This window comes from Pseudomonas tumuqii (genome assembly GCF_013184545.1).
GTDB classification, from domain to species: Bacteria; Pseudomonadota; Gammaproteobacteria; order Pseudomonadales; family Pseudomonadaceae; genus Aquipseudomonas; species Aquipseudomonas tumuqii.
Genome location: NZ_JAAOJA010000008.1, coordinates 102,743 through 124,817, shown reverse-complemented (window position 1 = coordinate 124,817; position 22,075 = coordinate 102,743). Strand labels below are relative to the sequence as shown.

General features: G+C 63.8%; 25 protein-coding genes. 14 read left to right on the top strand and 11 right to left on the bottom strand.

Features of this window, described 5'->3' with window-relative positions:
- Positions 1-82 precede the first annotated feature (82 nt).
- The 8 genes from G9C89_RS15795 to G9C89_RS15760 all read left to right on the top strand — a co-directional run bounded on the left by G9C89_RS15795 (position 83) and on the right by G9C89_RS15760 (position 8,181).
- Positions 83-1,375 carry a nitrous oxide reductase family maturation protein NosD gene (locus G9C89_RS15795; protein ID WP_172149671.1) on the top strand — a complete coding sequence of 431 codons (1,293 nt, stop codon included), beginning with the start codon at positions 83-85 and terminating at the stop codon, positions 1,373-1,375.
- Positions 1,372-2,298 (top strand): ABC transporter ATP-binding protein, encoded by a 927-nt coding sequence (locus G9C89_RS15790; protein ID WP_172149669.1) that lies wholly within the window; start codon positions 1,372-1,374, stop codon positions 2,296-2,298. Before G9C89_RS15795 ends, G9C89_RS15790 begins: the two co-directional genes overlap by 4 nt.
- On the top strand, positions 2,295-3,122 hold the full coding sequence (locus G9C89_RS15785) for an ABC transporter permease (protein WP_172149667.1): 828 nt from the start codon (positions 2,295-2,297) through the stop codon (positions 3,120-3,122). The genes G9C89_RS15790 and G9C89_RS15785 overlap by 4 nt, the downstream gene beginning before the upstream one ends.
- A gap of 161 nt (positions 3,123-3,283) precedes the next feature.
- The gene (locus G9C89_RS15780) at positions 3,284-3,811 is read left to right on the top strand and encodes a nitrous oxide reductase accessory protein NosL (RefSeq protein WP_315852825.1); all 528 of its coding nucleotides are present in this window, start codon (positions 3,284-3,286) and stop codon (positions 3,809-3,811) included.
- A 48-nt stretch (positions 3,812-3,859) separates the two neighbouring features.
- Positions 3,860-4,039, top strand: coding sequence for a twin-arginine translocase TatA/TatE family subunit (gene tatA, locus G9C89_RS15775; protein WP_172149663.1), 180 nt, complete (start codon positions 3,860-3,862; stop codon positions 4,037-4,039).
- 491 nt (positions 4,040-4,530) lie between these two features.
- Positions 4,531-5,721, top strand: a complete 1,191-nt coding sequence (locus G9C89_RS15770; protein ID WP_172149661.1) for an NnrS family protein — start codon at positions 4,531-4,533, stop codon at positions 5,719-5,721.
- Between the two features lie 152 nt (positions 5,722-5,873).
- Entirely contained in the window at positions 5,874-6,617 is a 744-nt protein-coding gene (locus G9C89_RS15765) for an SDR family NAD(P)-dependent oxidoreductase (RefSeq protein ID WP_172149659.1), read from the top strand.
- Positions 6,618-7,041: 424 nt separating this feature from the next.
- Complete coding sequence (locus G9C89_RS15760; protein ID WP_172149657.1) at positions 7,042-8,181, top strand: HPP family protein; 1,140 nt, start codon at positions 7,042-7,044, stop codon at positions 8,179-8,181.
- Positions 8,182-8,230: 49 nt separating this feature from the next.
- On the opposite strand, the gene G9C89_RS15755 is transcribed toward G9C89_RS15760, so the two are convergent.
- Both G9C89_RS15755 and G9C89_RS15750 read right to left on the bottom strand, forming a co-directional pair.
- A complete protein-coding gene (locus G9C89_RS15755) occupies positions 8,231-9,091 on the bottom strand; it encodes a LysR family transcriptional regulator (RefSeq protein WP_172149655.1) in 861 nt (286 codons plus the stop codon).
- A gap of 193 nt (positions 9,092-9,284) precedes the next feature.
- A complete protein-coding gene (locus G9C89_RS15750) occupies positions 9,285-9,608 on the bottom strand; it encodes a c-type cytochrome (RefSeq protein ID WP_172149653.1) in 324 nt (107 codons plus the stop codon).
- A 399-nt stretch (positions 9,609-10,007) separates the two neighbouring features.
- On the opposite strand from G9C89_RS15750, the gene G9C89_RS15745 reads away from it, so the two are divergent.
- From G9C89_RS15745 to G9C89_RS15720, 6 genes are all read left to right on the top strand, one after another.
- Positions 10,008-10,787 (top strand): CbbQ/NirQ/NorQ/GpvN family protein, encoded by a 780-nt coding sequence (locus G9C89_RS15745; protein ID WP_172149872.1) that lies wholly within the window; start codon positions 10,008-10,010, stop codon positions 10,785-10,787.
- A complete protein-coding gene (locus G9C89_RS15740) occupies positions 10,771-11,358 on the top strand; it encodes a cytochrome c oxidase subunit 3 (protein WP_172149651.1) in 588 nt (195 codons plus the stop codon). The genes G9C89_RS15745 and G9C89_RS15740 overlap by 17 nt, the downstream gene beginning before the upstream one ends.
- 13 nt (positions 11,359-11,371) lie before the next feature.
- Positions 11,372-11,629, top strand: coding sequence for a cytochrome C oxidase subunit IV family protein (locus G9C89_RS15735; RefSeq protein ID WP_172149649.1), 258 nt, complete (start codon positions 11,372-11,374; stop codon positions 11,627-11,629).
- Positions 11,630-11,985: 356 nt separating this feature from the next.
- Positions 11,986-12,426, top strand: a complete 441-nt coding sequence (locus tag G9C89_RS15730) for a c-type cytochrome (RefSeq protein WP_172149647.1) — start codon at positions 11,986-11,988, stop codon at positions 12,424-12,426.
- Between the two features lie 3 nt (positions 12,427-12,429).
- Positions 12,430-13,860: a cbb3-type cytochrome c oxidase subunit I gene (locus tag G9C89_RS15725; RefSeq protein WP_172149645.1), complete on the top strand. Its 1,431-nt coding sequence runs from the start codon at positions 12,430-12,432 to the stop codon at positions 13,858-13,860.
- 102 nt (positions 13,861-13,962) lie between these two features.
- A complete protein-coding gene (locus G9C89_RS15720; protein ID WP_172149643.1) occupies positions 13,963-15,804 on the top strand; it encodes a nitric oxide reductase activation protein NorD in 1,842 nt (613 codons plus the stop codon).
- Positions 15,805-15,927: 123 nt separating this feature from the next.
- Here the strand turns inward: G9C89_RS15720 and G9C89_RS15715 are convergent, their stop codons facing one another.
- The 9 genes from G9C89_RS15715 to G9C89_RS15675 all read right to left on the bottom strand — a co-directional run bounded on the left by G9C89_RS15715 (position 15,928) and on the right by G9C89_RS15675 (position 21,829).
- Positions 15,928-16,119 carry a DnrP protein gene (locus G9C89_RS15715; RefSeq protein ID WP_172149641.1) on the bottom strand — a complete coding sequence of 64 codons (192 nt, stop codon included), beginning with the start codon at positions 16,117-16,119 and terminating at the stop codon, positions 15,928-15,930.
- A gap of 30 nt (positions 16,120-16,149) precedes the next feature.
- A complete protein-coding gene (locus G9C89_RS15710) occupies positions 16,150-16,833 on the bottom strand; it encodes a Crp/Fnr family transcriptional regulator (protein WP_172149639.1) in 684 nt (227 codons plus the stop codon).
- A 140-nt stretch (positions 16,834-16,973) separates the two neighbouring features.
- Positions 16,974-17,138: a hypothetical protein gene (locus G9C89_RS15705; RefSeq protein WP_172149463.1), complete on the bottom strand. Its 165-nt coding sequence runs from the start codon at positions 17,136-17,138 to the stop codon at positions 16,974-16,976.
- Positions 17,139-17,341: 203 nt separating this feature from the next.
- Positions 17,342-17,785: a putative zinc-binding protein gene (locus G9C89_RS15700; RefSeq protein ID WP_172149637.1), complete on the bottom strand. Its 444-nt coding sequence runs from the start codon at positions 17,783-17,785 to the stop codon at positions 17,342-17,344.
- Positions 17,786-17,869: 84 nt separating this feature from the next.
- Positions 17,870-18,547, bottom strand: coding sequence for a Crp/Fnr family transcriptional regulator (locus tag G9C89_RS15695; protein ID WP_172149635.1), 678 nt, complete (start codon positions 18,545-18,547; stop codon positions 17,870-17,872).
- 136 nt (positions 18,548-18,683) lie between these two features.
- Positions 18,684-20,057, bottom strand: a complete 1,374-nt coding sequence (locus G9C89_RS15690) for a 4Fe-4S binding protein (RefSeq protein WP_172149633.1) — start codon at positions 20,055-20,057, stop codon at positions 18,684-18,686.
- Positions 20,045-20,899: an FTR1 family iron permease gene (locus tag G9C89_RS15685; RefSeq protein ID WP_172149631.1), complete on the bottom strand. Its 855-nt coding sequence runs from the start codon at positions 20,897-20,899 to the stop codon at positions 20,045-20,047. Before G9C89_RS15685 ends, G9C89_RS15690 begins: the two co-directional genes overlap by 13 nt.
- A gap of 23 nt (positions 20,900-20,922) precedes the next feature.
- The gene (locus G9C89_RS15680; RefSeq protein ID WP_172149629.1) at positions 20,923-21,249 is read right to left on the bottom strand and encodes a cupredoxin domain-containing protein; all 327 of its coding nucleotides are present in this window, start codon (positions 21,247-21,249) and stop codon (positions 20,923-20,925) included.
- A 46-nt stretch (positions 21,250-21,295) separates the two neighbouring features.
- Positions 21,296-21,829, bottom strand: a complete 534-nt coding sequence (locus tag G9C89_RS15675; RefSeq protein ID WP_172149627.1) for an iron transporter — start codon at positions 21,827-21,829, stop codon at positions 21,296-21,298.
- Between the last annotated feature and the right edge of the window lie 246 nt (positions 21,830-22,075).

Genomic DNA, 22,075 nt, shown 5'->3' with positions numbered 1-22,075 from the left:
GATACAACCCCCGGATTGCATCCGGGCTACGGACTAACCGCTAAATGGCTCAAGGTAAACCGCAGTGTTAAACACTCAGGCAATGGCATGGCTGCACGCCAGCGTACTATTGCTGCTTATTCTCGGCGGCGCTGCCCAGGCGGCGCCGCAATCCATCACCTCGCTGCCGTTGCAGGCCGAGGGTGACAAGCGCTGGCGGCTGCCCGCCGGCGAATATCAGGGTTCGTTCAGCGTCGATCAGTCGATGCACCTGCGCTGCGAACCGGGCGCCGTGCTGCAGGGCCAGGGGCAGGGCAACGGCCTGATCGTCAGTGCACCCGAGGTGACCATCGAGGGCTGCACGCTGCTCGACTGGGGCCGTGACATGACCGCCATGAACGCCGCCGTGTTCATTCAGCCCAAGGCGCGTGGCGCGGTGATCAAGGACAATCGCATGCAGGGCCCGGGCTTCGGCATCTGGGTCGATGGCACGGTGGACGTCAGCCTGATCGGCAACAGCATCCAGGGCGATCCGAGCATTCGTTCCCAGGACCGCGGCAACGGCATTCACCTGTATGCGGTGCGCGGCGCCAAGGTCATCGGCAATCAGGTGCGCGATGCCCGCGACGGCATCTACATCGACACCTCGAACGGCAACCTGCTCGAAGGCAACACCCTGGAAGACCTGCGCTACGGCGTGCACTACATGTTCTCCAACGACAACCAGTTGCTCGGCAACACCACCCGGCGCACCCGCACCGGCTATGCCCTGATGCAGAGCCGCAAGCTGACGGTGATCGGCAATCGTTCCGAACAGGACGAGAACTACGGCATCCTGATGAACTACATCACCTATTCCACCCTGCGCGACAACTTCGTCAGCGATGTGCGCAGCGGTAGCGGTTCGACCGGCGACAGCATGATTGCCGGCGCCGAGGGCAAGGCGCTGTTCATCTACAACTCGCTGTTCAACAGCATCGAGCACAATCATTTTCAAGGCAGCGCCCTGGGTATTCACCTGACCGCCGGCTCCGAGGACAACCGCATCGTCGGCAACGCCTTTATCGATAACCAGCAGCAGGTCAAGTATGTCGCGGTGCGCACCCAGGAATGGTCGGTGGCGGGGCGCGGCAACTACTGGAGCGATTATCTTGGCTGGGATCGCAACGACGATGGCCTGGGCGATATTGCCTACGAACCCAACGACAACGTCGACCGTCTGCTGTGGCTGTACCCGCAGGTGCGCCTGTTGATGAACAGCCCGGGCATCGAGTTGCTGCGCTGGGTGCAGCGCGCCTTCCCGGTGATGAAATCCCCTGGCGTGCAGGACAGCTACCCGCTGATGCAACTGCCGACCACCGATCTGCTGCAAGCCAGCCAGGAGCCAACGCCATGAATGCCGTCGAAATCGAAGGCGTCAGCCAGCAGTACGGCAGCATGACCGTGCTGCACGACCTGAACCTGTGTCTGGGCGAAGGCGAAGTACTCGGCCTGTTCGGCCATAACGGCGCCGGCAAGACCACCAGCATGAAGCTGATTCTCGGCCTGCTGCAGGCCAGCAGTGGCCGGGTGCAGGTGCTCGGGCGCAGTCCGAACGACTCGCTGGTGCGCCGTCAGCTCGGCTATCTGCCGGAGAACGTGACCTTCTATGCGCAACTCAGCGGGCGCGAGACCCTGCGCCATTTCGCCCGGCTCAAGGGCGCCGCATTGACCCAGGTGGACGCACTGCTGGAGCAGGTCGGCCTGGCCGATGCCATGGATCGACGGGTAAAGACCTACTCCAAGGGCATGCGCCAGCGCCTGGGCCTGGCCCAGGCATTGCTCGGCGCGCCGCGCCTGCTGCTGCTCGACGAACCCACGGTCGGCCTCGACCCCATCGCCACCCAGGACCTCTACCAGCTGGTCGACCGCCTGCGCCAGCAGGGCACCAGCATCATCCTCTGCTCGCACGTGTTGCCGGGGGTCGAGGCGCATATCAACCGCGCGGCGATCCTCGCCCATGGTCGCCTGCAGGCGGTCGGCAGTCTGGCCAGCCTGCGCGCAGATGCCGGCCTGCCGGCGGTGATCCGCGCCAGTGGGCTGAAACAGAGCGCGCAGTTGTTGCAGCGCTGGCACGCCGACGGCCATCAAGCCCGCTCGGTCGGCGTCGATGGCGTCGAAGTGGTCGCGATCAACGGCCACAAGCTCGGCCTGTTGCGCCAGTTGCTCGGCGAGGGCGAGGCGCAGGACATCGACATCCACCAGCCTTCGCTGGAGGATCTGTACCGGCATTACATGGACCAGGCCGAGAACACTCGGGCCGGGGAGGGTGCGGCATGACGCAGATCTGGAACATCGCCCGCAAGGAACTCAGCGACGGCCTGCGCAACCGCTGGTTGCTCGCCATCAGCCTGCTGTTCGCGGTGCTGGCGGTGGGCATCGCCTGGCTCGGTGCGGCGGCGTCCGGGCAACTGGGCTTTACCTCGATCCCGGCGACCATCGCCAGCCTGGCCAGCCTGGCCACCTTTCTGGTGCCGCTGATCGCCTTGCTGCTGGCCTATGACGCCATCGTCGGCGAGGACGAGGCCGGCACCCTGATGCTGTTGCTGACCTACCCCCTGGGCCGCGGCCAGTTGCTGCTGGGCAAGTTCGTCGGCCACGGTCTGATCCTGGCCTTGGCCACCCTGATCGGTTTCGGCTGCGCGGCCCTGGCCATCGCCGTGCTGGTCGAGGATGTCGAGCTGGGCCTGCTGGCCTGGGCCTTCGGCCGCTTCATGCTGTCCAGCACGCTGCTGGGCTGGGTGTTTCTGGCCCTGGCCTATGTGCTGAGCAGCAAGGTCAGTGAGAAATCCAGCGCCGCCGGGCTGGCCCTGGGCGTGTGGTTCCTCTTCGTGCTGGTGTTCGATCTGGCCTTGCTGGCGCTGCTGGTGCTGAGCGAAGGCAAGTTCAACCCGGATCTGCTGCCCTGGCTGCTGCTGCTCAATCCGGCGGATGTCTACCGCTTGATCAACCTGTCCGGTTTCGAAGGCGGCAGCGCCGCCGGGGTGATGGCCCTGGGCGGCGACCTGCCCATCGGCGGCCTGTTGCTGTGGCTGTGCCTGTTGCTGTGGGTCGGAGTGCCGCTGCTGTTGGCCTATTGGGTGTTTCTGCGCCGGCCGACCTGATGTTTGCTTCTGTAGGGTGCGCTGCGCGCACCGGCGTTTACCCTGGTGCGCACGGCACACCCTACGAGGTCTGTTTCAAGTAACGCGAAAGTGGCTATGCCGCGAAGGCCGTGATGATCCGGGAGCCGCTCGCGGCATCCCAACCAGGGAGAAAAACAGTGATAAAGACTATTTGCCAGCTCACCACACGGACCCTGTTGGCAGTGCTGCTCGGCACCGGCCTGTTGGCCTGCAGCGAACCCGAAAGCGAGCAGCGGAGCCTGGAGCCGGTGGCGTTTCACGACACTGACGAGTGCCATGTGTGCGGCATGATCATCATCGATTTTCCTGGGCCCAAGGGCCAGGCGGTGGATAAAGCCGGGGTGAAGAAATTCTGCTCCGCCGCCGAGATGCTCGGCTGGTGGCTGCAACCGGAAAACCGTATCGGCACCGCCAAGCTCTATGTGCACGACATGGGCCGTAGTGAGTGGGCCAAGCCCGACGACAGCCACCTGATCGATGCCACCAGCGCCTTCTATGTGGTCGGTCTCGCCGACAGCGAGTTGAAGGGCGCCATGGGCGCGGTGCTGGCCTCGTTTGCCGATGAGCAGGCGGCCGGCAAACTGGCCGCCATCCACGGCGCGCGGGTGTTACGCTTCGAGCAGATCGACCAGGACGTGCTGCAGCAGGCCGCCGCCACGCAGCATTGAGTTCTGGCCGTCAACGTTTGTCATCATTCGCATAAAGAGGAGATCCCCATGGGTATCAGCATCTGGCAACTTCTGATTGTTCTGCTGATCGTGGTCATGCTGTTCGGCAGCAAGCGCCTGCGCAGTCTGGGTTCCGACATCGGCGGGGCAATCGGCGGCTTTCGCAAATCGATGGGCAGTGACGATGCACCGCAGCAGCCGGAATCGACCAAGCAGCCCTTGCCGTAACCGTTGCTCCCGGTCTGCCAAGCATCCCGGGCGCGCTTATCAAACAACCCGTATCGCATTGATTTTATGGGTTATGACGTTTTCTGTAGGAGCCAGCTTGCTGGCGATCCGGCGTCCCGGCGATATTTGCTGATCAAAAGCATCACCAGCAAGAACTAGGCGTCCCCCTGGCTTCTACCCAGTTTGCTACGCGGCAGTGCTCCGTCGAAGATGGGGCAGTTGTTCCTACGGCCTGCGTTTGCCTGAAGTAACCACCCTGACCGACATGAGCCTCTAGTCGAGGTCCCAGGCGCCGGGCGCGAACCCTGCGTCCGCTCAGCGCCATCTACATCCCTGGAGCACAAAGCTGATCGCGGTCAAGTCGCCAAAGCCCTGCCTCCCTGTAAAAAGAGCGTAACGGCTGCCAATTTCCATGCGGCTGCAATGCCCCGGTTGGTGCTGCTCAAGCAGCTGCTTGCCGGGCGCTTGACGATCTTTTCAGGAGGCTTGCAGTGCACGTTCTCGACCGGCGTACCGCCCTGAGTATCCCGCCCATCTGGCGTCTTGCCTTTCGCCCGTTCTTCCTGGCCGGCAGCCTGTTCGCGTTGCTGGCCATTGCCCTCTGGGTGCTGGCCTGGAGCGGCAACGGGCCGGCCTGGCAGCCCGCCGGTGGCTGGCTCGCCTGGCACCGCCACGAAATGCTGTTCGGCTTCGCCGCCGCCATAGTGGCCGGCTTTCTGCTGACCGCGGTGCAGACCTGGACCGGTCAGCCGGGCCTGAGTGGCACGCGCCTGATGTTGCTCGCCGGTCTTTGGCTGGCGGCGCGACTGGCCTGGTTGTTCGGCTTGCCGCCCCTGCTGTTGGCTCCGCTCGAACTGAGCTTCCTGCTCGCGGTGGCCGGCCTGATGGCACGCATGCTCTGGGTGGTACGGCAGAAGCGCAACTACCCGATCGTTGTGGTGCTGAGTCTGTTGGCCGCGGCCAATGCCTTGCTCCTGGCCGGCCTGGTCCAGGGCGACGATGAATTGCAGCGCCGTGGCGTGTTGGCCGGGTTGTGGCTGGTCGCGGCGCTGATGGGCCTGATCGGCGGCCGGGTGATTCCCTTCTTCACCCAGCGCGGCCTGGGTCGCCTCGAGGCGGTCAAACCCCGGGTGTGGCTGGACATTGCCTTGCTGCTCGGCCCCGGCCTGATCGCCGCGCTCTACGCCAGCGGTCTGGCCCTGCAGGCCCATCCACTGCTGGCCGGGCTGTTCCTGGCGGTGGCGGCAGGGCATCTGCTGCGCCTGGCGCGCTGGTACGACAAGGGCATCTGGGCGGTGCCGCTGCTGTGGTCGCTGCACCTGGCGATGCTCTGGCTGGTCGTCGCCTGCGTAGGTCTGGCGCTGTGGCATGCCGGCCTGCTGGCCACACCCAGCGCGGCCTTGCATGGCTTGACCATGGGCGCCATGGGCGGACTGATTCTGGCCATGATCGCCCGCGTCACCCTGGGCCACACCGGGCGGCCGTTGCAACTGCCGGCGGGCATGGCTGCTGCCCTGGTGTTGTTCAACCTGGGCTGCGTGGCGCGGGTCTTGGTTTATCCGCTCTGGCCGCAGGAAGGCTTGTGGCTGGCGGCAACCGGATGGTCGCTGGCGTTGGCCATCTATGCCTGGCGCTATGGGCCGATGCTGCTCAAACCACGGGTTGATGGTCACCCGGGCTGATTGCCAGGGCAGGGCGCTGAATCTCTGTTGCGCCGACCGTTTGATCATGCAGCGCCGCCTGCGCCGCGCTGCCCAACCATTGATGTCCGGTTGCCTGTGCCTTGCGCATGGGTGACCTTGCCGCTCGGCACTGCCGAGCATCGGAGAAGCTGATGAGAACCGAGTTTCAGGATCGTCTGGCCGTAGTCACCGGAGCCAGTTCAGGTATCGGCCTGGCGTTATGCGCCGCTTTGCTGCAACGCGGCGCCAGGGTGCTGGCAATGTCGCGCAGTCTGGGCGGGTTGCACAGTCTGCAGGAAAGCTATCCCGAACGCCTGGTCTGGCATGCCGGTGATGTCACCTCGAACGCGGATCTGGCCAGCCTCGGCCTGCGCGCAGCGCAACTGGGGCAGGTGGATTATCTGGTGCCCAACGCGGGTGTCGCCGAACTGGCCGAAAGCCTCGACCTGGCGGCATTCGATCGGCAGTGGGCGGTCAACGGTGCAGGCGCATTGAATACCCTGGCGGCGCTACGCGAGGTGCTGGCGGCGCCCTGTTCGGTGGTGTTCATAGGCACCTTTCTCACCCGTTCGACCTTTCCCGGTCTGGCCGCCTATATCGCCAGCAAGGCGGCACTCAGCGCCCAGGCGCGCACCCTCGCGGTGGAAATGGCGCCAGTCGGTGTGCGCATCAATCTGGTCTCGCCCGGCCCCACGGCAACAGCGATCTGGGGCACCCTGGGGTTGAGCGATGAACAGTTGGATGAGGTCGCCGACAGCGTCACCCAGCGCCTGTTGCCAGGTCACTTTCTCGATGCGGCGGCTGTCGCCAGCGTGATCCTGTTCCAGTTGTCGGCCGGCGCGCGCGGCGTCTATGGCCAGGATTGGGTGGTCGACAACGGCTATACCCTGAGCTGAGGAGGGTGCGCACCGCCGCGCATGCTCCACTTCTTTAGAGCATTAATTTTGCTGATTAAGAGCAATACTATTCATTAGAGATAACTGAACATCCCCCTCACAATGCGTAGGCACTCATGCCTACGCGCCATCTTCTGCTGCGCCAACCCGGCCGCGTTCCTCAAAGCGGCTGCGTATAAGCGCGGTGCGTCTGCTTGCAGGCGTTCGTGATTGCGCGCGCAAACACGATGAACCAAGTGTCAAACCATCTTGTTTCGACTGTCTGCAACTACGGCCGGACTGGTTACTCCCCAGCGCACGAACGTCATGGCCGGCTATTAGCCGCGCCATCTGTGCCAGCGACTTGTTCCAGTCTTGGCCCGTGAAGGTGTTTTGGCCTGCGTAGGATCCGCTATTGCAACTATCCCGATGCCAGGCAGGAATAATGCAAGAACACCATCTCGACTGGTTCAGGTCTTTCGTCCCCGCACCGCTCAATGCCCGCGCCCAGGAATGGATGCGCGTGGCCATCGGTATCGCTATCGGCATGTCGCTGTGCGTTTCGCTTGGCGTCTGGTGGTTCGGTACGGCGATCACCTTGCACATCGCCGCGCCTATCGCTGCCTCCGCGGTGCTGCTGTTCGGTGCTTCCTCCAGCCCGTTCGCTCAACCCTGGTCGATCCTCGCAGGCAATATGTGTGCCGCCCTGATCGGCATCAGCCTGGGCTTGAGCCCTCTGGATAGTGTGTCCGCGACAGTGCTGGCCGCCAGCCTGTCGCTGGTCTGCCTGTTCGCCTTGCGCTGCCTGCACCCGCCAAGCTGTGCATTGGCGGTGTTGGCTGCCAGCGGTGGTTTTGGAGTCGACGATCCGGGATATGCCTTGCTCTATCCGGTGGCGCTCAACTCGCTGTTGCTGGTGGCTGTCGCCTTGCTCTACAACAACCTGACCGGCCACGCCTACCCCAAACCGCGCCTGTCCAGGGAGAACCGCCACCACACGCGCGATCCATTACCGGGCGAGCGTCTGAGCTTCAGTCGCGACGACATGGATAGAGCCCTCGAGGAGTTCGGCGAATATGTCGATGTCACCCGTGACGATCTCGAGCGGCTGATCAAGCAAACCGAGAAACATGCCTTGCGCCGCAGCATGGGCGAGATCCGCGCGGCCGATATCATGTCCCGCGATCTCTATTGGGCGGCGCCGGACAGCTTTATCCAGCAGGCCTGGCAGACCCTGCAGGAACACCGCCTGCGTTCGCTGCCGGTAGTGGAGGAGGGCAGCGGCAAGCTGATCGGCATCGTCACCCTGGTCGATCTGCTCAAGCAGTTTCAGCCCAGCCAGGCGCGGGTCAATTTCGGTCGCCTGAAGTACCTGCGCGGCACCAAGCTGCGCTCGATCATGAGTGCGCCCGTGGTTGCAGTGCGCCAGGACGTGCACATGGTGGAACTGGTGTTTTTGCTCTCGGACCGCGGCCTGCATTGCCTGCCGGTGGTGGATGAGCACGAACGGCTGGTGGGCATGATCACCCAGACCGATCTGATCGCGGCGCTCTACCGCAACTGGCTCAGGCAGCTGCCGGATTGAGCCGTTGCCGACCTGCTAGGGCTGGGATGACGGACTTCATCATGGTGCTTCAAATCTCGTAATCCCAGCGTGACCAGTCGAAGTCATCCAGGACCACCTCGCGCAACAGTTGCAGAGCACTGCGCAGGGCCGGATTGACGGCCGCCCTGGGGTAAACCAGATAGATCGGGTAGGAAAATTCCGGCGCCATCTCCACTCGCTTGAGGATGCCTTCATCGAGATAGCGCTGCACCACGCGGGTACGGAAGTAGCCGCGACCGCCACATTGCAGCAGATACTGGAGCGCCAGTGGGCCGAGGTCGAAGGAGAGGGTGGTGCGGGTGTGTTCCGGCAGGGCGTTGTCGTGCAGTTTGCGAAACGTCGGTCCCCAGTCGACATACATATAGGGCTCGGGGTTATGGGTCTGCACCACCTGGATCAGCTTCTCCTCGAGCAGTTGTTCAACCTGCAGGTTCGGCCAATATTCCGGTTGGTGGACCAATGCGGCATCGAGCACGCCGAGGTCGAGTTGTTGCTGGAGCAGGTTGCCACTGGTCACCACGCTGCGCACCGCGTGTGCAGGCAAAACCTGGTGCAGGCGTTGCACCCAGGCCAGCATCAGCGGGTTGCACAGGCTCATCTCCGAGCCGAGGGTAAGCAGGTCGCCAGAGCCACGAGGCAAGGGCAGGTCACGCCGAGCAGCTTCCCAGGTCTGTACCAGTTGGGTGGCATAGGTGACGAAACGCTCGCCGTCGGCGGTCAGTCGGGCGCCGGCCCGATTGCGCACGAACAGCCGGCAGCCGAGCTGGTTTTCCAGGTTGTGGATTCGCGCCGTCACCGCCGTCTGGGTGATATGCAGGCGTTCTGCGGTGGCGATGAAGCTGCCGCTGCGCATGATATCGAGAAAGGTGCGGGCGAGATCGATGTCCATTGCGCGGCTTCGCTTCAATAAAATTGATGTGAAGCGGCATTGTATGACACTGAGAGTATGGAATTGAGGACAAATTGAGCACGCGCCCGAACTCTTGGACCATCAGGCGGAAGGCTACGGATAGACAGCGAGGATGGGGATAAGGACGTCACAACCGATCGCGAAAAGCGCTGGGTGTGACGTCCTCGAGGGCTTACTTGAGGCTCAGCACCCATTCGGCGAGGATCTTCGCTTCTTCGTCGGTGACTGGGTTAGCCGGCATCGGCATCTGCCCCCAAGCGCCTACGGTGCCATTCTTGATGCGCCCAGCCAGCAATTCGGCGGCACCTTCGGTACCGGCGTACTTGGCGGCGACTTCCTTCAGCGCCGGGCCGACCATCTTCACGTCGACGTTGTGACAAGCCGCACAGGGCTTGCTCTTGAACAGCGCTTCGGCAGCGGCGGCGTCGGCGGCAAAGGCGGGCTGTACGCTCAGCGCAGCTCCCAGGACGAGCATTGGGACCAGGATTTTCTTCATGATGATTATTTCCTCAAGGCTATTGAGAGCAGGGCATAGACCCTGCCAATTTTCGCTGCAGTTACTGTTGTGCGTCTTCTTGTGGGCGCTATCTGAGCCTCTCGCTGCTAACACTGATCTATATGTATGGACCAGCGATACTCGTACAGGGTTCGTTTACGAGTACAGACAGTAGCAGTTGCGTGGCTGAGACGTGAATCGGCTAATTCCAACGATCGATCAATTTAACTGTAGGGCAGCATAACCAAGCGGATTGCCGATGGGCTTGACCGGAATCAAGAGTTGTCCGCATGCAGCTTGAGGACAGCGGTTGGTCGCGGGTAGCGTGCAGGCATGATTAATCACCTCGGTGAGGTACTGCCTGTGAATGCGCCTGTGAAACTAGCCGAAACGGCTGCCGTGCTGGATGCGCCGTTCTACCAACCGCTGGGCAATGAGCAGGTGCTGTTCGAGCAGGCCTGGCAGCACGGCATGCCGGTGCTGATCAAGGGCCCGACCGGTTGCGGCAAGACCCGCTTCGTCCAGTACATGGCGCACCGCCTGCGTTTGCCGCTGTATACCGTGGCCTGCCATGACGATCTTTCCGCCGCCGACCTGGTCGGTCGTCATCTGATCGGCGCCCAGGGCACCTGGTGGCAGGACGGTCCGCTGACCCGCGCGGTGCGCGAGGGCGGCATCTGCTACCTCGACGAGGTGGTCGAGGCGCGCCAGGACACCGCCGTGGTCCTCCATCCGCTGGCCGATGACCGCCGCGAACTGTATCTGGAACGCACCGGCGAGGTGTTGCGCGCGCCACCGGGTTTCATGCTGGTGGTGTCCTACAACCCCGGCTACCAGAACCTGCTCAAGGGCATGAAGCCGAGCACCCGCCAGCGTTTCGTCGCCTTGCGTTTCGCTTATCCGCCGGTGGCCGAGGAAGAGCGCATCGTCGCCAACGAGGCGCGGGTCGGTGCCGAGCTGGCCGCGCAGGTGGTCAAGCTCGGGCAGGCCCTGCGCCGGCTGGAGCAGCATGATCTGGAGGAGGTCGCCTCGACCCGCCTGCTGATCTTCGCCGCGCGCATGATCGGCTCCGGCATGAGCCCGCGTGATGCCTGCCTGGCCTGTCTGGCCGAGCCGCTATCGGACGATCCGCAGACCGTCGCTGCGCTGATGGATGTGGTCGATGTCCACTTCGCTTGAACCCGTCGCCAGCCCGGTGCGGCATCTGCCGGGCGACCTGGCGATGTGGTTCTTCATTCTCGCCGAGCTGACGGTCTTCGCCTTGCTGATCCTCACCTTCGCGGTGGCCCAGGCCTTGCAGCCGCAGCTGTTCCACGACGGCCGCCAGTTGCTCGACAGCTCCACCGGCCTGGCGTTGACCCTGAGCCTGCTCACGTCCGGCCTGTTCGCCGCGCTGGCCCAGGAGCAGGTGCGCCAGGCTCGGCCGCGGCGCGGCGCCTGGTTGTTGCTGGCGGCGCTGCTGTCGGCCAGCGTCTATGTGCTGTTGAAGCTCGGCGAGTACAGCCACCTGGCCGGTGCGGGGCTGGGCATGGAGCACAACACCTTTTTCACCCTGTACTGGATCCTCACCGGCTTTCACTTCGTCCATGTGCTGCTCGGCCTGTTCATTCTCGGCTGGCTGGCCGAGCGCTGTCGGCGCCGGGTCTATGGCCCGGGCAATTGCAGCGCGCTGGAGTCCGGCGTGCTCTATTGGCACATGGTCGATCTGGTCTGGGTGCTGCTGTTTCCGCTGGTCTATGTCCTGAATTGACCGGGAGGTCGCCATGTCTGCTTCCACCACCCTGATGTTCTGCTGGCTGGCGCTGGCCGTGCTGTCAGTGACCAGCGTGCAGCTGGGCAATGCCGGGGCGACCCTGCTGATGGCCGGCGCGGTGTTGCTCGCGGCCCTGGGCAAGGCCTGGCTGATCGCCGACGGCTTCATGGAGTTGCGTCACGCCCCGCGCATGTGGCGCTGGCTGCTGCTGGGCTGGCCGGTGGCGATGGCGGCGGGCGTGTTGCTGACCTTGCAGTTTTCCTCGTAGCCCGGATGCAATCCGGGAGCGGTGTTGGCCGTTAAATAGCCTCCCGGATTTCATCCGGGCTACGGTTCTGTGTAGGGTGGATGACGCCTTTTTCATCCACCGTCGCGATTTGGTGGATGGATAAGGCGTCATCCACCCTACGATGCCGCAAGCCTTGAACATGAACATAGGATCTACGGTTCGCACGCTAGCCTTGTCCGCCGAAGCTGGCCACCCGCATTTTCCCGCTTCCACTCCCCGTTTCCCGCCCTCATCGCTATACCCGACCATAACCATCGGACTTTCTTGATTCTCATCAAGCAGGTTTCGTTAGCAGGCTTTCTAGAATGGTCACGCCAAGCAAAGAGGAAGCGACCATGTCAGAGACCTTCACCAAGAGCATGGCCAGGAATATCTACTTTGGGGGGAGCGTGTTCTTCTTCCTGGTATTCCTGGCCCTGACCTATCACACAGAGCAAACCTTTCCAGAACGCAGCAACGAATCGGAGATGAACGAGTCGGTGGTACGTGGCAAAGCAGTCTGGGAGAACAACAACTGCATCGGCTGCCACAGCCTGCTGGGCGAGGGCGCCTACTTCGCGCCCGAGCTGGGCAATGTGTTCACCCGGCGTGGCGAGGACGCGGCCTTCAAGCCGTTCCTGCAGGCCTGGATGAAGGCGCAACCCCTGGGCATCCCAGGCCGCCGGGCGATGCCGCAATTCAATTTGAGCGAGCAGGAAGTGGACGATATGGCGGAGTTCCTCAAGTGGACTTCGAAGATCGATACCAACGACTGGCCGCCAAACAAGGAGGGCTGATAGATGACCATTGCCAATCCACATCTGAAATTCGCCTCGCAAGCCGTGGCCAAGCCGTACTTCGTGTTCGCCCTGATGCTGTTCCTCGGGCAGATCCTGTTCGGCTTGATCATGGGCCTGCAGTACGTGGTCGGTGACTTCCTGTTCCCGCTGATCCCCTTCAACGTGGCGCGGATGGTGCACACCAACCTGCTGATCGTCTGGCTGCTGTTCGGCTTCATGGGAGCGGCCTACTACCTCATTCCCGAGGAAGCGGATCGTGAACTGCACAGCCCGATGCTGGCGATGATCCTGTTCTGGGTGTTCGCTGCCGCCGGCGTACTGACCATTCTCGGTTATCTGTTCGTGCCCTATGCGGGCCTGGCCAAGCTGACCGGCAATGACCTGCTGCCGACCATGGGCCGGGAATTCCTCGAACAGCCGACCATCACCAAGATGGGCATCGTGGTGGTCGCCTTGGGCTTCCTCTACAACATCGGCATGACCCTGCTCAAGGGGCGCAAGACCACCATCAGCATGGTCATGATGACCGGCCTGATCGGTCTGGCGGTGTTCTTCCTGTTCTCCTTCTACAACCCGGAAAGCCTGGCGCGCGACAAGTACTACTGGTGGTTCGTGGTGCACCTGTGGGTGGAAGGCGTGTGGGAACTGATCATGGGCGCGATGCTCGCCTTCGTCCTGATCAAGGTCACCGGGGTGGACCGTGAAGTGGTCGAGAAGTGGCTGTATGTGATCATCGCCATGGCCCTGATCACCGGCATCCTCGGTACCGGTCACCACTTCTTCTGGATAGGAGCGCCCGAGGTCTGGCTGTGGGTCGGCTCGATCTTCTCGGCGATGGAACCGATACCCTTCTTCGCCATGGTGTTGTTCGCCTTCACCATGGTCGGCAAGCGGCGTCGGCAGCATCCCAACCGTGCCGCCACCCTGTGGGCCAAGGGCACTACCGTGACCGCGTTCTTCGGTGCTGGCGTGTGGGGTTTCCTGCATACCCTGGCCCCGGTGAACTTCTACACCCACGGCTCGCAACTGACCGCGGCGCATGGTCACCTGGCCTTCTACGGTGCCTACGCAATGATCGTGATGACCATGATCAGCTACGCCATGCCGCGTCTGCGTGGCCTCGGCGAAGCGCCGGATGAGCGGGCGCAGACCATCGAGATCTGGGGCTTCTGGTTGATGACCCTGTCGATGGTGGCGATCACCCTGTTCCTCACTGCCGCCGGCGTGGTGCAAGTGGCACTGCAACGCTGGCCGGTGGATGGCACCGCGCTGTCGTTCATGAGTACCGTCGACCAGTTGGCCGTGTTCTTCTGGCTGCGCCTGGTGGCCGGGGTGTTCTTCCTGATCGGCTTGCTCTGCTACCTGTACAGCTTCAAGCAACGTGGCCGGGCCACGGCCCGCGACGAAGCCGCCATAGCCGTTTCGGCGTGAGCGGTGCGCGGTAAATAAATCTCGGCCCGGCTGGTACAGCGGGCCGTTTTTGCATTTGGCTCCGGGCCTTTGGCGCGGAGCACAGCGAGCAAGGTGAAGCAGATGGCTTTTACCGTCGAACTGGAAGAGTGGGTGGGCAGCGTCTGGCACCGCTTTATCACCCGCCGCGCCAGCCCGGACTTTCCCGAGGCGCGGGTCGAGCTGGCCAGCATGCAGCGGCCCCTGGCATTGCTGTTCCGCGCCATGGGCGGCGCCAGCGGGATCGGCGTGGAGGCCGCCAGTGCGCGCGACCTGGTGTTGCGGCGCAACCTGCTGCAACAGGTCGCCGGTAGCTGCAAGCAACTGCCGGTGGCCTGGTGCGATGCCAGCAACCTGCGCCTGCCGCCGAGCCTGGCGGTGTACCCCGAGGTCGCGCTGAATCAGGATCTCTATCGCTGGCTGGCGCTATTGGCCGCGCAGGCGGGAGAGATGCGTCACTGGGCGCGCGATAACCAGCGCTGGACCCGGCAGTTGCTGCAGGCCTACCCAGCCCTGCGTCCGCGCTACCAGCGCCTGGTCGAGGCCCACCTGCAGTTGCGTCCGGATCCCGGCTCGTTGGGCAAGGGCGAGGCCGAGCTGGAGATTGCGCTCTGTCAGGCCCTGCGCGAACCGGGCAGCGTCGAGCACTTCCCGCGTAGCGAACTGGCGCCCTGGCCATTGCCGCTGTGGCTGTACCCGGCGGAAAACCTCGGCGAACCCCAGGCCTGTGAACTGGGCGAGGAGAGCGAGGGCAACCTGCTGACCCCGCCAGGCGAGCAGAAGGTCGGGCCCAAGCGCGCCAAACGGGTCGAGGAGAGCACCAGCAAGGGCGGCCTGCTGATCTTCCGCCTGGAAAACCTGTTCAGCTGGTCCGAGCATGTCGAGCTGGATCGCTGCAGCGACGACAGCGAAGACCTGGACGCCGCGCGGGTCGCCGAGGATCTCGACGAACTGGCCCTGTCCAAGCAGCGCCTGCGCAAGGGCGGCGGGCTCAAGTTGCACCTCGATCTGCCGCCGGCGGATGTCGACGACATTCCGCTGGGCGAGGGTATCAAGCTGCCGGAGTGGGACTACCGCAAGCAGAGCCTGCGCGAGGATTTCGTCAACCTGCAGATGATGGTGCCGCGTGGCAGCGAGGCGCAGCCGCTGCCGTCGCGTCTGGCGCCGCTGGCCAAGCGCCTGCGCCGCCAGTTCGAGCACCTGCGCAACGATCGCCAGTGGCTGCGTCAGCAACCCCAGGGCTCGGAGCTGGACATGCAGGCCTGGCTGGATTTTCATGTCGAGCGTCAGCATGGCCAGTGCGCCGAACGCGGCCTGTTCATGGAGCAGCGCCCCACCCGGCGCGACCTGGCCTGCCTGCTGCTGGCGGATGTGTCGATGTCCACCGACGCCCACCTGGATGACCAGCACCGGGTGATCGAGGTGATCAGCGACAGCCTGCTGCTGTTCGGCGAGACCCTGTCGGCTCTGGGCGACGAGTTCGCCCTCTACGGTTTCTCCTCCCTGCGCCGCCAGCAGGTGCGCATGCAGGAGCTCAAGTCGTTCAAGCAGCGCTACGACGACAACACCCGTGGGCGCATTCAGGCGCTCAAGCCCGGCTACTACACCCGCATGGGCGCGGCCATCCGCCAGGCCACCGTGCTGCTCGGCGCCTGCAAGCAGCGGCGCAAACTGCTGCTGTTGGTGACCGATGGCAAACCCAACGACCTGGATCTCTACGAGGGCCGCTACGGCGTCGAGGACACCCGCGAAGCGGTGCTGGAGGCGCGCCGTCAGGGCCTGTTGCCGTTCTGCATCACCATCGACAGCGAAGCCGGTGATTACCTGCCGTACATGTTCGGCGCCAATGGCTACACCCAGATCCGCCAGCCGCAACAGTTGCCGCTGCGCCTGCCGCAGCTGTACCGGCAACTGACCCAGGCATGAACGCCGCGAAGCCTTGGTGCGCGCGGCCTAGGCGGCCCCGCGCGCACTACGGGTGTGGTGGAGGATGGGTAGGGTGCGCCGTGCGCGCCGATTGTCAGCAGAGGATCTTGGGGGGAGGGCTGCTCAGGCGATACTGCGCGGCAACCAGACGATCATCACCGCGCAGAACACGGTCAGGCCGATGCAGAACCACATAAACCGCCGTTGCCGCCGTTCGCTGGCGCCGTCGGCCAGTGCCGGCAGGGGCATGCCGCAGTGGCGGCACTCGGCTTCCTGGGGTGGATTGTCGCGTTGGCAATACAGGCATTTAGGCATGGCGAGCGCTCATTGGCGAAGACCGGCATTTCACTCGAACTGCTCCAGGCGCAGGCGGTCGAGAATAACGATCTGGCGGCCTTCCTGGGTGATGATTTCCTCGTCGATCAGGCGGCGCATGATCCGTGAGAAGGTCTCCGGCTGGATCGACAGGTGCCCGGCGATCAGCTGCTTGGCCATCGGCAGTTCGAAACTGTTGCCCGCGTCCGGCTGGCGCGCGAGCTGGGTGATCAGGTAGCGCACCACGCGGTGGGTGGCGTTTTTCAGCGACAGCGTTTCGATCTCGTTGACCCGCTGGTGCAGGCGCACGCAGAGCTTGCCGAGCAGGGCGAAGGTCAGCCGAGTATTGCTCTGCAGCAGGCGCATGTAGGTGCTGTTGGCGATGCGGTAGAGCTGGGTAGGGCACACCGCCTCGGCCGAGGCGACGTAATTGGGTGTGTCCATCAGCATCATGGCTTCGGCGAAGGTCTGCCGATTGCCGATGACCTCGAACACCTTCTCCTGCCCGTCCGGGGTCAGGCGGTAGATCTTCACCGCGCCGGCGATGACGAAATAGAACGAATGGGCCGGCTCGCCCTGGCGGAACAAGGGCTCGCCCTTGTCGATGCTGAGCAGCTGGCTGGTGCTCATCAGCTCATCCATCTGCTCTTCGTTCAACGGCTCGAACAAATGGTGACTGCGGAGAATCTGGTGATGAACGCGATGAAGCACCATAGAAGACATCCTGATTGTTTGGCGTGAAGATCGACCCTGAGCGGCCTGGAATCCGGCCCTGTGCATGACGGGCTGACGACTCGGTCTTGTGTGGTCAACGAATGTTCTATCAGACAGCCTAGATGGCGGGCTGTTGCAACTCAATGCTGCACGGGCGCAGCCAGGTGCGCGCTGGCGCCGTGCTGGTGATCGGCGCTGGCGGCCAACGCCACGTCGGTGGCGAAACTCAGGGCGACGCCACTGGCCAGGGCCAGTACCGAGGTCAGGACCAGATACCAGGCCAGTGGTTGCAGAATTTTTTTCATGGAGACTCCCTGCATGGCGGTCATGCAACGCGTGTCGCGGTTATGGATAGCTATCCGTATTTATCCTTGAGCAAGCCGCGTGCCATCTGCAATTCATTGAATTTAAAGGTTTTAATCGGCTGTCATGGTGAATATGACTGCACCCGTTCAGGGTTATAAATACCCTTAGGGTCTCTATGACCATGATACTGCGGGCGTAACCCTCAATCCGCCGCTTGCGCGCCCGTGGCCTGACTCGGCGGCTGGCGCGAGACAAGTCCGGCTTGCGCCCGACCAGGCTGGCCGAGATCGCTGGCGATGATGCGGGCCATGTCCGCGAACAACGCGTCGGCCTCTGCCGCGCTGCAATCTTCCCGGTAGCGTTTGCGCAGGCCATAGCTGCTGAGGGTGATGTGCACGTCGGCGCTGACGCCATGCTGGGCCAGACAGGCGCTGGCGCAATGCAGGGGGCAGCCGTCGATGGCAAGGATCGGCCGCCCGGAGCGGGCCTTGCTCACCAGCGCCTGGACATGGCCGCCGACCCCGGCGATGCAGGACATTTCCGCCAGGCCGGCACGATCCAGGCGCACGGCGAGGGTATTGGCCAGTTGCGCCACGTTGGAGCAGCCTGAGCAGGAGTAGACCAGGGGCTGGGTGGTATTGGACATTGCATGCACCCTTAAAACGTCAAGAGGTCGTCCAGTTTGACCAGCGCACAGCGGCTGACGTTGATTACAGTCAATTCTGCACGGCTAGTCGTCGTAGTTGCTCAGCCCTTGCAGGTCGATGATCTCGATGCGCCGGCGCTGTACGGCAATCACGCCCGAGTCGATCAGGCGATGGAGGATGCGCGAGAAGGTTTCCGGCTGGATGCCCAGCTTCGAGGCAATCAGCCGTTTCGGCACATCGAGCATGATCACCCCGTTGCCTTCTTCGTGGGCCTGGGCCAGAAAGCGCCTGACCCGGTGGCAGGCGTTGGCCAGGGTCAGGGTGTCGATTTCGTTCAGGCGCTGGTGCAGGCGAATGCTCAGGGTGGCGAGAATATCCAGGCAGATGCTCGGGTGTTCTTCCAGCAGGCGGCGGTACTGTGAGCCGTGCAGGCTGGCCATCTGGCAGGTTTTCAGCGCGGTGGCGCTGACCGGGTACTGTGGCACGCCGGTGAACAGCAGCGCCTCGGCAAAGGATTCGCCGGCGCGGATGATTTCCACCAGTTTTTCCTGACCGTCACAGACCACCCGATGCAGCTTCACCTGGCCGCTGAAGACGAAATAGAAGCGATCGGCCTTGTCGCCCTGGTGGAACAGCGAGGCGCCGGCAGCCAGGCGTTTGAGGTTGGCCGAGGCGCACACCTCCTGCAGCGCCGCCTCCGGTAGCCGGCTGAACAGGTGATGACGGCGCAACTGCGCGACAAGTGATGGTTCGGTCAGCATGGTTTCTCCCACTGCTCAGCTCGGGATTGCTCGGGATTGCATGCTAGAAGGTCGATAGCCGGGGCTTCCTTGATTTCAAACAAGTCCGGGCGCGACGGGGAACGAGGTGGGTAGGTTCAGCGTCTGTCGACAAGACTCAACTCCAGCCCCAGAACTGCAACCACCAGCCATAGCCGACCCCGGCCGAGCCCAGCGCCAGGCAGCAGAAGGCCGCGAGCCGATTGAGTCCGCGCGCGCCATGTCGCCCCAGCACCTGCCAGCCCAGCCACAGGCTCCAGACTATGGCGGCCGCGAGCAGGCTAGCGCGGGCCGGTTGCACCCAGGTCAGGGCCAGGCCCTCGTAACGCAAGAGCTTGACGGTGGTGGCGCTGAGGCCGAGAAACAGGCCGCTGGCGCCGAGCGGGATCAGGCTCAACGCCAGGTGCTCGAAGCCATTGCCGGTGCGCGACACGAGCAAGGCCGCGGCCCGCAGCAACAGCCACAGACCGCCGCCGAGCAACAGCATACTGGCCGCCAGGTAAAACAGGATCAGCAGGCCATCGAGCCAGCTGAACAGGTCGTTGGCCTGCGGGTAGTGGGTCAGCAGCCACCAGGGCGCATCGGCCTGCAGCAGCCAGTAGCTGTCGTGCTCGACCAGCCAGGTCGCCGCCGCCTGCTTCAGGCTGACGAACCAGGGGCTGACCGTCCATTGAAAGGCGCCCATGGCCAGGCCGATCACGCCGAACAGCAACAGGCGGCTGTCCCAATGGCTGGCATGCTGCGGGCCGACGATCAACACCTCGGCGTTCGGCGAGCGCGCGCTCAACTTCACCGCACCGCGTTGCCCGCTGCAGCGTCCGCAGGCGTGGCAGTCGGCGGCGCCCTGCATGCGGCGGATATCCAGCAGCGGCGCGCAGTTGGGCGGCGGCTGGCGCGGCGGCGGATTGTCCAACCAGCGCTGTTCGTCGACCTGGTAGTGCATGGGCGCCAGGCGGGCGAGCAGGGCGAACACGCCGCTGACCGGGCACAGGTAGCGGCACCAGATGCGCTTGCCACGGCCATAGAGAAAGCCCACCAGCATCGCCGCCAGGGTCGAGCCGCCGAGAATCAGCAGGGCCGCCTGGGCGTAGTCGTAGACGCTGATCAGCTGGCCATAAACAGTGGTGAGGATAAACGCCAGGGTCGGCCAGCCGCCCCAACGGATCCAGCGCGGCGTACCGCGACCCAGGCCGCGCCAGCTGATCCACTCGCTGAGCGAGCCTTCGGGACAGAGCACCCCGCACCAGAGCCGGCCGAACAGCACGATCGACAGCAGCACGAACGGCCACCAGACACCCCAGAAAATGAACTGGGCGAGCAGCGTCAGGTTGTCGAGCATGCGCGCCTGGCTGGGCGGCAACGGCAGCAGCGCCGGCAGCACCAGCAACAGGCCATAGAAGGCCACCACCGCCCATTGCAGGCCGCGTATCAGCCGCGCATGCCGGCGCAGCGCATCGCCCAGCCCGCCGAGCAGGGCGTTCAGCTGGCGCATGGCGACACGGCGGGCGAACTGCGCCGCAACCAGAGCGCGACCACGAGCCAGTAACCGGCGAGGACGGCGACCGTGGCCAGGGAGGGCATGGCGCGGTAACCGGCGAAGTTGGCCAGCACCGACCCCAGCCCCGAGGCATCATCCAGACCGGCCGAGGTGTCCCAGAGCGCGTCGCCGAACCAGCCGTAGACCTGCTCGGGCAGTTCCAGGGCCATCAACTGGCCGCTGATGCGGTCGAGCCCGGCGATCAACATCGAGGCGCCGAGCAACAGCAGCACTATCTCGCTGAACACGAAGAAATGCCGCCAGGACACCAGCCGGCTGCCGGCCTGCAGCAGCATGAAGGTGAGCAACGCCAGGGCGAAACCCGCCGCACCGCCGAGGGCGAACTGCCAGAGCGCGGCGCCTTGTTTGTGCACGCCCAGGCCATAAAGGAAGACCACGGTTTCGCTGCCTTCGCGGCCCACCGCGAGCATCGCCAGAAGCAGCAGGCCGAGGCCGCCATTGCGCTGCAGATGGGTGTCGGCCGCCTGTTGCAGATCTCGCTTGAAAGTGCGGCCGTGCCGGCGCATCCAGCCGACCATCTGCAGGATCAGCACACTGGCCAGCAGTACCAACGCCGCCTGGAACCACTCGCCGGCCGCGCCCGCCAGCCATTCGCCGGCGAACAGAATGACCAGCGCCAACGCCCCGGACAACACCAGACCCAGCGCCACGCCGCCCCAGAGGAAAGTCATGGCGCGGCCGCGCTCAGCCTGCTGGCTGATCCAGGCATGCAGGATGCCGATCACCAGCAACGCCTCGACGCTTTCCCGCCAGACGATAAACAACGACTGATTCATTCAAGGCTCCGGTTGTAACAGCTTCATTTGGCGACGATGCCGCCCTCGGGCAATTCGAGGTGGAACTCGTCGAAGAACGGGTAATGACCGGGCCGCAGCGGATGAATCACCACGAACGAGGTGACCCCGGGCGACATCACCTTCTCCACCCGCAAGGGCGTGCTTTCGAATTCCGCCGGGCCTTGTCCCTGGTTATGCAGGACGATCTTGAAACGTTGACCCGCCGCTACTTCGAGCAGCGGCGGGGTGAAGTGACCGTCGCGGATCACCAGCTCATAGGTCGGCAAGCCGGCCGCGTAACCAGGCGAACCAAAGGTTGCCAGCAGCAGGGCGAACAGGACGCGTGACATAGAGAACTCCAAAGCGGCGCGGCCTGGCAGGCCGCGCCCGTTGCGATCAGTAACCGCCTTTCTTGCCGATGCCGGCGTAGGTGAATTCGTAGCTGAGGTCGCAGCGCTCGAACCAGGGGGCGACGCCGGTTTCCTTGTCGGTATGGCGGCCGAACATGGCGTGGCCACCGGCGGGTGGCAGGATGCTGTAGGTCAGATGGTACTTGCCCGGGCCCATCAGCTTGAGGTTGTCGCCGTAGTGCGGGCCGTCGTTGGCGACCATGGCGTGGAAATCGCCCTTGAGTTCCTCGTCGCTGCCTTCCTTGCGCAGCACGAAGGCGATGTTCAGGTAGGGCACGAAGCTGCCTTCCTGGAAGCCGTTGGGGTTGTTTTCCAGCGCGCTGATGTCGGCTTCCAGGTGCACATCGGAGTCGGCGGCGGGGCGCATCATGCCCGGCGGGTCCATCTCGATCGGTTGCAGGTACACGGCACCGACTTCCAGGCCGCCGCATTGCTGGGGTTCGCCAATCGGGTATTCCTTGGCCTGGGTGAATGTGGCGACCAGCAGTAGGGCGAGTGAAAAGGGCAGTTGTGCGCGCATCGACGATTTCCTCTGAGCGTTGGCTTGGATTGGGAGCTAGCTTAGGGAATTACGACTTAAACAATAATGATTTGCATCAAGATTCGGTTTGGTTGGCGAAATAATTGAGCCAGATCAGCGTTGTGCGCACTACCAACGAAGAGGTATGGCGATTGGCCGGCAGTTGCTGGACCCTGGCGGCCTGTCAAACCGGCCGTCTCTTCACCGCGGATCCAAGCCTGCAGCTTGCTCCTGGCAGGCCTGGCC